Here is an 11,256-nt window from a genome sequence, read left to right on the forward strand (position 1 = left end):
ACATCTGAATATTCCTGAATTTTCTAGGTTAACTTTAACTTTTGCTTGACAGTCGGATGATTACAGCCCATCTCAAACCCTCTCCTGCGAGTTTTCAGTCTCTTGGGTTAACTTTGACCGACTCGGTGGGAGTATTTTTTTTTGGTTAATCAATCCCCTGTTTATTTAGCGGCGGGTTTGGGGCGTTTGGTTCCGTACTTAGACCGCGCCTGTTGACGGTTTTTCACCCCGGTGGCATCGAGGGTGCCGCGAATGATGTGATATCTGACTCCGGGTAGATCTTTGACCCGACCGCCCCGAATAAGGACGACCGAGTGTTCTTGCAGGTTATGACCGATACCCGGGATGTAGGCTGTCACCTCAAATCCAGAGGTTAAACGTACCCTAGCCACTTTCCGCAGGGCTGAGTTGGGTTTTTTCGGTGTGGTGGTATATACTCTTGTACAAACTCCCCGACGTTGGGGGCATTGTTTGAGGGCGGGAGATTTGGTTTTTCTTTTCGCTTTGGATCTTTCGTCGCGTATTAATTGCTGAATGGTGGGCATGATAGGGCTGTATCTAAGGTTACTCTGAACTCCTTTTACCGAAGGTCAAATCGTTGACAAAAGGCCATCATACCAAATTGCCGCTCTTGTTGTCAAGTCAGGGATTGTGCTTTTCTCTGGTTTAGAGGTTTAGAGATTGTCTTTTTCTTGGGCAGCGGCGGCACTTAATTTTAGCGTTATTAGGCGATAAAATTACAGCTTCGTTGTTTTGGCTTGATGGTGCAATTTTAGCGATAATTATCACCTGATTAATCGGCCAATGTCTGAAAAGCTGTCTCTAGCTAACCTCATTTTCAGAACTGGTGTCTAGACTATTAGCTCTTAACGCTATATTTAGAGCTTTTGTACTGGATGCACCACAGGCTACCATAAAATATTGTTAACCTCAAAGGTTAACAATATTCCAAGGGTCATCTACAATGGATATTGTCTTTAAGGAAAAAAAATTTGAGAACGAATGCAATAGCCAAAGACTACTGAAAAAACAGTATGGAGAGAAGATGGCTAAGAAAATCAGGCAAAGACTCGATGACTTAAAAGCAGTTATGGTCCTGGAGGAAATGCGAGCGCTGCCGGGACGTTGCCACGAATTATTATATAACCGGGCTGGACAACTATCCCTAGATTTAGTTCATCCCTTCAGACTAATTTTTGAGCCGGCTAATATACCGATTCCTCAAAAAGCAGACGGGGGAATTGATTGGAAGAAAGTAACCGCAGTCGTAATTATTGGCATAGATGACACCCATGACTAATACTATTGAGAACAGATATGCACCGGATTTTATTTCTCCACCGGGAGAAACCCTTGCCGAAATCCTAGAAGAAAGAAATATGTCTCAATCGGAACTTGCCCAACGCATGGGCAGACCGAAAAAGACTATCAATGAGATCATAAAAGGTAAAGCGGAGATTACTATCGATACCGCTTTACAGATAGAGTTAGTGTTAGGAACTACCGCCAGTTTCTGGATAGAGCGCGAAAGACTTTATCGGGAATATTTAGCGAGAAAAAATGAGAATCAAAGATTAAAAGGTTATTTAGGCTGGTTAAAACAAATTCCTTATCGGCAGATGACTAAACTAGGCTGGCTCAAGTTTTATGAGGATAAAATAGAGCAATTACGGGAGAGCTTGAATTTTTTTGCCGTTGTTTCCCCTGAGCAATGGGAGGAGATTTGGGAAAAAAATTTATCGATTGATTTTAGAAATTCTCAGGGGTTTGAGAGCGATCAAGTGGCAATAACAGCATGGTTACGTCAAGGAGAAATAGAGGCATCGAAAATTAATTGTGCTGATTACAACGAGTTGAAATTCAGAGATGCCTTGCAGCAAATTCGTTCGTTAACTGTTAAGTCGATCGAAGTATTTCAACCGCAAATGAGCGAGCTTTGTGCGGCAGCGGGAGTTGCCTTGGTTTTTGTTTCTGAACTTCCGAAAACAAGGGTATGCGGTGCTACCCGTTGGTTAGGTTCTCAGAAAGCTTTAATTCAATTGAGCGATCGATACAAAACCAATGATCATTTTTGGTTTTCTTTTTTTCATGAAGCTGGTCATATTTTATTACATGGGAAACGAATTTTATTTTTAGAGGGGCAAGATATTCAAGATACAATTAAAGAAAAAGAGGCGGATATTTTTGCGGCTAATTTCTTAATTGATTCCAGAGATTGGCAGAGATTTATCGCCAATAATTCTCTCAGTAAAAAAGCTATTAATCAATTTGCCGAACAACTAGGAATACACCCTGGTATTATTGTGGGTAGACTGCAACATGAGCAAATTATTTCTTATCAAAACTGTAATGATCTCAAGGACAAATATTGTCTAAATACGCAGGATTCCTTTTTGGTATTGACGAGCGACTCCCCAAAAGGAAAACTTCCTATCTCACCCTTGAGATAAATGCTGTAAGCGGAGATTACTATGGATAAATTTGACAATAACTAACAAAATTGCGATAAAATCAAAAAAAGTCAGGGAGAGGATAGTTATGCTCGATCTTGCGAAATTAGCGGCAAAAATGCCTGGGATTAGTCAACATTTTCAACAGGAAGTGGCAGCTAGTCGTGAGCGAGTGCAACGGGCTAAAATTCTTTTAGAACAGGCTCAACAGCAACAGGAAAAACTGCTAGAACTCTATCATAACTGGCACGATCGCCTAATTTTCTCCGTCGCGCTACCGATCGAACCTCTCGACACCCGCGTTACTATCCTTCCCGCTCCCGAAAGTCATAGCGTTTTTGCCACGGATGGTTCTCAAATTGCCCCTTCTCACCACGAAATCGCCTACTGTTATCTAATTAATATCGGTAGGATCATGTTGCACTATGGCCAAAATTTACACCCGCTCCTCGATAGCATTCCCGAAGTCTATTACAAATCGGAAGACCTCTACATTTCTAAACAGTGGGGTATTCGCGTGGATGAGTGGATGAGTTATCGTCGGACGGTATTAGAAAGCCAAATGTTAGCGGAAATGGCTACTCGTTGGGTAAAACCCCCCGGCGCCCATTATGAACCAAATTTAGCCCTCGTGGATGGTTCTTTGATCTATTGGTTTATCGATAGTCTCCCCCCGGAAGCAAAAGATTTAATTTTGCCACCGATTTTTCAGTCTTGGGACGATTTGCGCTCGGCTAAAATCCCGCTTATAGGTTATATTAGTGCTTCTCGTAGCACGGAAGGCTTAAATTTCCTGCGTTTACAATCTTGTCCCTATGATACTCCCAATTGCTTGATCAATTGCGGTGATTTAGACCCAGAAAAAACCCCTTGTCGCGTTGTCGATCCTCTCCGGGATGCTTCTCTCTGGGGTTATTTATTGGAACCAGGGCAAAGAAGTCCTTTTTGGCGCAGTTCTTTGAAGATACTCGATCTTTATGGGGATGAGCATCGCATTTACTTCTGTTATCTCCATGTGGGGACGGAAATCGCTAGGGTAGAGGTTCCTGCTTGGGTGGTGGAGGAGGGAGAATTACTCGATCGCTCTTTGAGTATTTTACTGGCCCAGGTGTTAAAAGGTTATGGTTATCCGATCGCCTTAGCGGAAGCGCACAATTTAGCAGTGATTAAAGGTGGCGATCGCTTGCGTTTTTTTGCCCTTTTGGAACAACAAATGATTAAAGTCGGTTTACAGGATGTGGGAACATCTTATAAGGAAGCGAGAAAGCGCAGTAGTATCGCTTGATAGTAAATCTGTTGAGTATAGGCTACATATCAGGACAGGCAAAAGGCAATAGGTAAGAGGCAAAAGAGGGGATAAATAATCAGTCTTTAATAACCGGATTTAGTATCACTGATAACTGATAACTGGTCACTGATAACTGGTCACTGATAACTGGTCACTGATAACTGATAACTGATCACTGAAAAAGGTGGGAATTACCCACCTTTAACTTGATTTTTGCTGAATTTTTCTAGCGACTGCTACGATCTTGGTCTAAGACGCTGACGGGGAAATTATTATAACTAACGTGATGTTTGCTAGTTTTTTGAATTTCTTCTTTGATTTGATCTAGATCAACATAGCGATCGGCTACATTAATTAAACTATCACTGGTCATCGATCGCAAACTAACCACTTCCACCCGCGCACCGCGGTAACTGACGGAATCGGCAGCATAGGCTAAATCCCCATCACCACTGACAATGACTGCGGTATCATAGGAACCCACTAGAGCCATTAAATCCACGGCGATTTCCACGTCGAGATTGGCTTTTTTGGAACCATCGGGCAATTGTACTAGATCTTTAGCGATGACTCGATAACCGTTGCGACGCATCCAGAGGAGAAATCCCTGCTGTTTTTCGTTAGTGCGATCAACTCCAGTATAAAAGAAGGCGCGCAAGAGACGAGAACCAGCAGTTAAACGACAAAGTAATTTGGTGTAGTCAATTTCGATACCTAATTGCAGAGCCGCATAAAATAAATTAGAACCATCGATGAAAATCGCCACACGACCGCGATTTTCTAGCACTTGTTCGGGGGTGAAGACTGGGGCCGTGTCATAATCATCAAACATTTTATTTTTCCTCGTTTGTTAAAAGTTTAGTGTTGGGTGTTTGCCAGTTGTATCCCAAAGGACAACAGACCTTAAAAAATAGAGTTATCAAAAAATTCCTTTAGGAATCGTTTAACGGCAGTTCTAGTTTAGAAAAGATCGGTTCAGGTGTTCCTAGTTGTGGATTTGTGGGTAATCCCCATTGACAGTGTTGGGAAAAAGAGACACCATCAGGGGAGTTTTCCCCATCCTCCGACCTGAAAGTATTAAAATCAATAACAAAACCTAGTTGTTGATAAATTTTACTGCTCAAGGTCGGTATTATCGGTGAGAGTAGGTAGGCAGAGAGTCTTACTGATTCCAAAACTGCGTAGAGGACTTGTTCTACCGCTGCTTGTTGTTTCTGTTTAAATAAACTCCAGGGCGCACTCTCATCGATAAACTTGTTACTAGCGCGAATTAACGCCAATATTTCCTCACAGGCTTGATTAAATTGTAGCGCATCATACTTCTGTTCAACAATAACTCCTAGATTGATCCCCATATTCTTAAGACGATTATCGTTGGGGATATCTATGCCAGTCAACTGGGGGGGGATATTTTGGCAGTATTTTTTGACCATGCCTAGGGTGCGATTGAGGAGGTTGCCTAAATCGTTGGCTAAATCCGCGTTAAGAATATTAACAAATCTGGTTTCCTGAAAATCGCCATCCTGTCCTAATTCAATCTCTTTAACGAAATAGTAACGGACGGCATCGGCCCCATAGCGATCAACCAAATCGAAGGGATCGAGGGTATTACCGAGACTTTTGCCCATTTTACGCCCATCTTTGGTCAAGAAGCCGTGGCCGAATACTCTTTTAGGCAAGGGTAAACCCGCCGACATTAGCATAGCTGGCCAATAAATGGCATGGAATCTTAATATATCTTTACCGATCAGATGCAGATCGATTGGCCACCATTTGGCCAGAGCATTTTCTAGGGTGGGTTCGTCTTCGGGGTCGAGAAGGGCGGTAACATAGCCAAGAAGGGCATCAAACCAAACGTAGATGGTATGCTGACCATCGTGGGGAATGGGAAACCCCCAAGCCACATTAACCCTAGAGATGGAGAAGTCCTGTAGTCCTTGGTTGACAAAGTTGAGAACCTCATTACGTCGGCTTTCCGGTTGAATAAAATTGGGTTGCTCTTGGTAAATTTGTTCTAGTTGTGCTTGGTATTTAGAGAGACGGAAAAAATAGTTTTCCTCGTCGCGCCATTCGGCGGCCAGGTTAGTATGAATGGGACAACAGCCATTATCTAACAGTTCTCTTTTTTCCTTAAATTCTTCACAGGCGACGCAATACCAACCCTGTTGGCGATCGAGATAGATATCGCCCTTTTCCCAGACTCTTTCAAAAAATTCGTTAACAATTGCCTGATGACGGGGGGCAGTGGTACGACTAAAGCGATCATACTGGATGTGTAGCTTTGCCCAGAGATTGGCAAAACTGGTGGCAATGCGATCGCAGTGTTCCTGGGGAGCGAGTCCTTTGGCTGCCGCAGTCCGTTCGATTTTCTGTCCGTGTTCGTCGGTTCCTGTAATTAGGAGGACAGAATTTCCCTGTAACCGCTTCCATCGTGCCATAACATCCGCTACGATCGTCGTGTAAGCACTACCGATGTGAGGGACATCGTTGACATAATAAAGGGGTGTTGTTAAAGCAAATGTTTTTCGCTCATTCAAATCATTCATGAAATTTATTTTTTTAAATAGACGAGGCTGCCCCGGTGGCGTTCTGTAGATGATTGGGAGATAATCCCTATATTTTATGATCCTCTGATTCTGTTTTATCCTTTAGTTGTAGTCTAAGTCAATAAAAACAATCTTAAGGCCGATTTTTTTTTTCCATGAAGCTGCTTACCCCCCTATCCACCTCTCGTTTAATTCTTGATACCACGCGCACGAGTCTGTTTACCGTCGGTCAAGAAAATCTACCCAGTCAAGGAGTGGCGATCGTGGTAAGTAACCATCGTAGCTTTTTAGATGCGCCGATTTTAATTCAAGCTTTGGGCCAAACTCTCCCGATTGCCTGTCATCACTACATGGGAAAAACGCCGCTTTTGCGGGAATTAATCGGAGAATTGGGCTGTTTTCCCTTTGATACCCCCGAAAAACGCCACCGGACTTTTTTTCAGCAAGCAACGGATTTTTTACAGTCCGGACGATGGATCGGTTTATTTCCGGAAGGTGGATCGCCGATGTTAAATTTGACTGATCCTCGTCAAATTAGCCGTTTTCAAAGCGGATTTGCCCATTTAGCCCTGCGTTGTCCGGTGGAGAATCTATCGGTCTTACCTGTGGCTATTCTCTCCGAGTCGGAAACTGTTATTAGTCCTTTTCCCGTGCGTTTGCTGCGCTGGTTAGATACCACGGAACCTTTATTCGATCAAGATGGTTGGCATCCCGTTGTATTTTATCATCGTGTCAAGGTGGCGATCGGTCGTCCCTACGAAATTACTGAGAGCGATCGCTCAGATTATCAAGGTAAACAAGGAAAAAAAGCCCTTAATCGTTTAATTGGTCATTGTCAGTCGGAAATTAGCGATTTATTGCTGAAAGGGTAACGAAGTCAGGAGGCGGTCGGCAGCCTTGAATCAGTTATCAGTTATCAGTTATCAGTTATCAGATGTGAGTTTTCAGTTCACTGATTACTGTTTACTGTTTACTGTTCACTGAAAATACTTCTCACTTCCTAACTCATAATTCATAATTGATAGTGGAGTGATTTGTTATAAGCAGGGAGGCACAATTATTTGTAGGATGGGTTAGCAGTAGCCTAAAATGATCGGGCGTTGGGTTTCATGCTTCAACCGTTCGGACCTCGGCGTGAGCTTTTGTCGAACGCAAAAGCTCACAGCCGAAGCTCAACCTACGTTCTAGGGTTGATTCAAGGTAGGGTTGATTCAAGGTAGGGTTGATTCAAGGTAGGGTTGATTCATGAATCAACCCTACCCCGACTGTTTACTGTTCACTGAAAATACTTCCCACTTCCTAACTCATAATTGATACTCCTTTTTCTATTGCGCCAATATTCTGACTAGCTCTGCTTTCTTCATCTTGCTTAAACCAACGATTCCCTTTTCTTTGGCTAGAGTCTTTAATTCAGAAACAGTCTTGAGTTTGAGAGTTTCTTCTGAAAATTCCTCAATCACTGCATCTTGTTGAGATTCAGGAGTGAGATAAAAGACAGTTTTGAGTAAATCCAATCCCTTCCCTTTTGTAATTCCACACTTGAGGGCAACAATTGAATCTAAACTCTTCCAGAATTGACGGGGAGCCTCATCAATCCTAGCAGTAGCAGTAGCTAATTTAACTGTTTTTAGGGGGCTATTCGGTTGTTCAATTAAGAACTGTAAAGCAGATTTAATTTCTTCTCTTGAAGCTGTTGAAAGATTTAGTTTTGGGGTTTCTTCTCTTGCCAAAACTCTGGATATATTCCTAGCATTTTCTGTTCCATCGGCAATAATACACCAAATTCTTTCTAGTCCAGCCCTTTCAGCCACAGCATAAACAAATGAGTTGCCGATAACTTCATAGCGATCCTCTGATAATTCTTTGACGATTACAGGCAGCCAATTGCGTCCACCTGTCTGCTGTAATAGTTTGGCAGTAACTTCAATTAAAAAACTATCAGCATCTGTCCCATTAGTAATTTCTATTTCATCTAAGTAGAGATACTTCAAAGTACCAATATCGGTATATTCCATCATTGTAAAAAATACTCCTTTGCTAAGTCTTTGTAATAGTCATGAGCGGAACGATTTTTATAAACGGCTGGCACGCGCTCAAAAGCAGCACTGGCTATAATAGCGTATTCTGGCAGGTGATGAATATGTAAATCTTTTTTGGCATTAGTATATCTGGGATAAAAATAGTGTACAAGGTTTTTGTCATTTTTTAGTATTTGATTAATTTCTTTTTGGGCAAGCTGTAACTGTGGTTGAGTAATCTTCTCACCGTTGAAAAAAATTGGTAAGGCTATGGGAGTCCCATCTTTTTTTGATTTTTGCATTTCCGGCAGAAACTCCTTGATGGCAGTGGCTGCATTATTAAGGGAGAATGAATTGTTATGTTTTGTGGGTAAGAGGACAACATCGGCAGCATAAACAGCCAGCTGGCTAGTAAATCGCCAATTGGGAGCTGCATCTATAAAGATGTAATCATATTCATATCTAGCTAAGTCTAATTTTCTATGGAGAGTGGATATTTTCATTTTAGAATGATAGTCAAATTCCGTCAGCCCTGCTATTTTAGGATCAGCAGGAACAACATCGAAGGTAATTTGTAGTTTTGTATTCTTAAAAATATAAGGAATAATCACTGATTTTAGATCAATATTCTTATCAGTTAAAGCCTCTTCTAGTAGTCCATTTTGTGGTTTTATGTTTAGGAGAGAGCCAGTTAAATCTCGTTGATTAAAATCAAAGTCTAAAACTAGAACTTTTTTACCTAAAAAAGCAAGAATAGCCGCAAGATTTACGGTTGTGGTGGTTTTGCCTACACCGCCTTTATTATTGTAAACAGTAACCGTTAATGCTTTGGGAGTATTGTCAATTTTTGTCTTGATCAGAGCTACAGTATCATCAATGTTCTCAGGGGTTAGCTCTATGCAAGTAGTGGCAGGAAAAATGGTTTTACCATGTTTTCTAAATAACTGGATGTGTGAACTATTATTGATAATTCCCCATTGGGCTGCTTGACACTTAGTCCCTAATAACTGACGCTTTAACTGATTGACAGTTGCCTTATAACTTGGACTATTTTCAGTTAGGTTAATATCTCTACCCTTTAACTCTATCAGCAGAAAAGGATTACTCTTTGTATGCAGAAAAATATCGTTTGCTAGGTTTCTCCGAGTGGCAAAGTCGGTAATCCCACCGCCTCCCGTTTCGTACTGTGGGATTATCTCCGTGGTTGAAAATCCTAAATATGATATCAGGTAACGTGCAAAGTTGGTGCTAACGATCGCTTCCGACGCATCTTGAGGCAAATGCTGAAGATAAGATTTGAGACTTGTTACTCTGGGGGTGTTATCTTTCATTTGAGTTCACAAACTATAGACTAAAGTTAATGAATCGCTGTTTTTTTTGAGTATAACACTCTATCTCCTCAACCCCTAACCCATTATGGAAAAATTAACTAATCTCGATCGCTTGGCTGAAGAAATTTTAGGTTTAATTCCAACAGAAACGGTGATTATAGCCCTATTTGACGGTGATAGTATTTATTATCGGGCGGGTGCGGGTAAAAACACCGGGGCAATTGTGGGCAAAAGGGGTGATATTGCCACGTCGGGATTGTGTACGGTGGTTTACCAGGGGAGTTGTCCGGTGGTGGTGGGACAAACCCTAGGAGATAATCGCATCCGTCAGGATATAGCGGTGGCTTTGGGGATAAAAACGGCTTTAGCTGTGCCAATTAGGGTTAATAATCGGTTATTTGGTGCAGTAATGCTTTTAAACCGTCTCGATGGTCAGGAATTGACCGATCGAGATAGTTTGTTAGTGGAGGAATATCTGAACTCGCTACTCAGAAATGAGGGATAGAAGCGGTTGGGTAATCCAGTTGAATGCTACGGCGATTTGATGGTTAAGGGTGGGCAGTCGGTAGAGATAGACTAAGCGACGGGTAAGATGGGCAAGGGGACCGGCTAATTCTAGTCCTAAACCGCTAATCGTAGCCTCATCGACTCCGAGGGTCAACATTTCGCCTAAAGGTTGATAACGGAAGGGTAAAGCCGGTTTATCGTGAAAACTCGCCCAAATATTCCAAGCGCAGTAGTCGGACTGTTGAAGGGCGACCTGAGCCGTGGCAGCATAGGGTTTATCCTCTTGATCGCGACTATCGGCCGCATCGCCGATCGCGTAGATGCTGGGGTTTTCGACAGTTTGTAAATATTGATTAACTTTTAGTAATTTGCGCTCATTATGTGCTATGGGCAAATTAGCGAGTAGTGGAGAGGCGATCGGACTAACGGTCCAGAGAATTAGATCAACGGGGATATTGTCGATCTGTCCTTTGTAGTCAAGGGAGAGGCGATCAGCTTGGATATCGGCGACGGTGGTTTCTAGATCTAACCAAACTAGACGTTTTTCTAGGGCTTTTTTGGCGGTGTCGCGGTTAAATTGGGTTGAAGGGCCAAGTATATCGCTATTTCTTTCGATCAGACGAATTCTTCCCCTTTCTCCGAGGCGATCGGCCAGCTTACAGGCTAATTCTACGCCGCTATAACCGCCCCCGATAATGGCGACCCGAATTTTATCGCGATCGGATTGTTCTAGGGTTTTCAGTCGATCCCGAAGACGATAGGCATCCTCTAGACTACGAAAGGGGATAGCGTGGGTTCTGGCCCCGGGTAGGAAGTCAAGGGAAGATTGACCACCGAGGGCGATCACGAGGCGGTCGTAGCATATATCGTTTTGATTGTCAAGGGTTATTTTATGATTATTAACATCGATCGCCGTGACGGTTCCCTGTTGGAAGTCAACGGGGGTATTAGCGAGCAATTCGCTGAAAGGGGGGGCAATTTCCCAGGATTGCAGTTCTGAGGTGACTAATTCGTAGAGAAGGGGAGAAAATAAAAAGCGATCGCTTTTATCAATTAAGGTAATTTGAGGGGGGTGTTGATCGGGCCAAGGTAATTGACTCAAACGTAGAGCAGTAT

The 11,256-nt window shown here is 42.6% G+C and carries 11 protein-coding genes; 5 read left to right on the top strand and 6 right to left on the bottom strand.

The genetic code is table 11. The annotated features are described in order from the left end of the window. Positions 1-161: 161 nt before the first annotated feature. Complete coding sequence (rpsL, locus tag IQ242_RS07445; protein WP_002772000.1) at positions 162-545, bottom strand: 30S ribosomal protein S12; 384 nt, start codon at positions 543-545, stop codon at positions 162-164. Between the two features lie 419 nt (positions 546-964). Here rpsL and IQ242_RS07450 point away from each other — a divergent pair, with 419 nt between their 5' ends. The 3 genes from IQ242_RS07450 (at position 965) to IQ242_RS07460 (ending at position 3,735) form a co-directional block, all read left to right on the top strand. Further along, on the top strand, positions 965-1,300 hold the full coding sequence (locus tag IQ242_RS07450; protein ID WP_193959531.1) for a type II toxin-antitoxin system RelE/ParE family toxin: 336 nt from the start codon (positions 965-967) through the stop codon (positions 1,298-1,300). Continuing rightward, positions 1,293-2,450, top strand: a complete 1,158-nt coding sequence (locus IQ242_RS07455; protein ID WP_193959532.1) for a HigA family addiction module antitoxin — start codon at positions 1,293-1,295, stop codon at positions 2,448-2,450. Before IQ242_RS07450 ends, IQ242_RS07455 begins: the two co-directional genes overlap by 8 nt. Before the next feature lie 88 nt (positions 2,451-2,538). Beyond that, positions 2,539-3,735 (top strand): DNA double-strand break repair nuclease NurA, encoded by a 1,197-nt coding sequence (locus IQ242_RS07460; protein WP_193959533.1) that lies wholly within the window; start codon positions 2,539-2,541, stop codon positions 3,733-3,735. 229 nt (positions 3,736-3,964) lie between these two features. On the opposite strand, the gene IQ242_RS07465 is transcribed toward IQ242_RS07460, so the two are convergent. Next, a complete protein-coding gene (locus tag IQ242_RS07465) occupies positions 3,965-4,570 on the bottom strand; it encodes an NYN domain-containing protein (protein ID WP_002743578.1) in 606 nt (201 codons plus the stop codon). 100 nt (positions 4,571-4,670) lie between these two features. Beyond that, complete coding sequence (metG, locus tag IQ242_RS07470; RefSeq protein ID WP_193959534.1) at positions 4,671-6,284, bottom strand: methionine--tRNA ligase; 1,614 nt, start codon at positions 6,282-6,284, stop codon at positions 4,671-4,673. Between the two features lie 155 nt (positions 6,285-6,439). Here metG and IQ242_RS07475 point away from each other — a divergent pair, with 155 nt between their 5' ends. Further along, positions 6,440-7,156: a 1-acyl-sn-glycerol-3-phosphate acyltransferase gene (locus IQ242_RS07475; protein WP_193959535.1), complete on the top strand. Its 717-nt coding sequence runs from the start codon at positions 6,440-6,442 to the stop codon at positions 7,154-7,156. Between the two features lie 453 nt (positions 7,157-7,609). Here IQ242_RS07475 and IQ242_RS07480 read toward each other — a convergent pair whose 3' ends face one another. Then, a complete protein-coding gene (locus tag IQ242_RS07480; RefSeq protein ID WP_110579420.1) occupies positions 7,610-8,302 on the bottom strand; it encodes a Rho termination factor N-terminal domain-containing protein in 693 nt (230 codons plus the stop codon). After that, positions 8,299-9,633, bottom strand: a complete 1,335-nt coding sequence (locus IQ242_RS26885; RefSeq protein ID WP_193959536.1) for an AAA family ATPase — start codon at positions 9,631-9,633, stop codon at positions 8,299-8,301. Before IQ242_RS26885 ends, IQ242_RS07480 begins: the two co-directional genes overlap by 4 nt. Before the next feature lie 85 nt (positions 9,634-9,718). Here IQ242_RS26885 and IQ242_RS07490 point away from each other — a divergent pair, with 85 nt between their 5' ends. Further along, positions 9,719-10,138 carry a GAF domain-containing protein gene (locus IQ242_RS07490; protein ID WP_193959537.1) on the top strand — a complete coding sequence of 140 codons (420 nt, stop codon included), beginning with the start codon at positions 9,719-9,721 and terminating at the stop codon, positions 10,136-10,138. Here the strand turns inward: IQ242_RS07490 and IQ242_RS07495 are convergent. Next, the coding region (locus tag IQ242_RS07495; RefSeq protein WP_193959538.1) for an NAD(P)/FAD-dependent oxidoreductase at positions 10,118-11,256 on the bottom strand (1,139 nt) is incomplete at its 5' end. The genes IQ242_RS07490 and IQ242_RS07495 overlap by 21 nt on opposite strands.

It is taken from the genome of Microcystis sp. LEGE 08355, assembly GCF_015207185.1.
GTDB classification, from domain to species: Bacteria; Cyanobacteriota; Cyanobacteriia; order Cyanobacteriales; family Microcystaceae; genus Microcystis; species Microcystis panniformis.

What these genes read in the sequence shown, in the direction of transcription:
- IQ242_RS07465 (WP_002743578.1), bottom strand. Translation starts at nt 4,570, where the DNA reads ATGTTTGATGATTATGACACGGCCCCAGTCTTCACCCCCGAACAAGTG.
- IQ242_RS07455 (WP_193959532.1), top strand. Translation starts at nt 1,293, where the DNA reads ATGACTAATACTATTGAGAACAGATATGCACCGGATTTTATTTCTCCA.
- IQ242_RS07480 (WP_110579420.1), bottom strand. Translation starts at nt 8,302, where the DNA reads ATGATGGAATATACCGATATTGGTACTTTGAAGTATCTCTACTTAGAT.
- metG (WP_193959534.1), bottom strand. Translation starts at nt 6,284, where the DNA reads ATGAATGATTTGAATGAGCGAAAAACATTTGCTTTAACAACACCCCTT.
- IQ242_RS26885 (WP_193959536.1), bottom strand. Translation starts at nt 9,633, where the DNA reads ATGAAAGATAACACCCCCAGAGTAACAAGTCTCAAATCTTATCTTCAG.
- IQ242_RS07475 (WP_193959535.1), top strand. Translation starts at nt 6,440, where the DNA reads ATGAAGCTGCTTACCCCCCTATCCACCTCTCGTTTAATTCTTGATACC.
- IQ242_RS07490 (WP_193959537.1), top strand. Translation starts at nt 9,719, where the DNA reads ATGGAAAAATTAACTAATCTCGATCGCTTGGCTGAAGAAATTTTAGGT.
- IQ242_RS07460 (WP_193959533.1), top strand. Translation starts at nt 2,539, where the DNA reads ATGCTCGATCTTGCGAAATTAGCGGCAAAAATGCCTGGGATTAGTCAA.
- IQ242_RS07450 (WP_193959531.1), top strand. Translation starts at nt 965, where the DNA reads ATGGATATTGTCTTTAAGGAAAAAAAATTTGAGAACGAATGCAATAGC.
- rpsL (WP_002772000.1), bottom strand. Translation starts at nt 545, where the DNA reads ATGCCCACCATTCAGCAATTAATACGCGACGAAAGATCCAAAGCGAAA.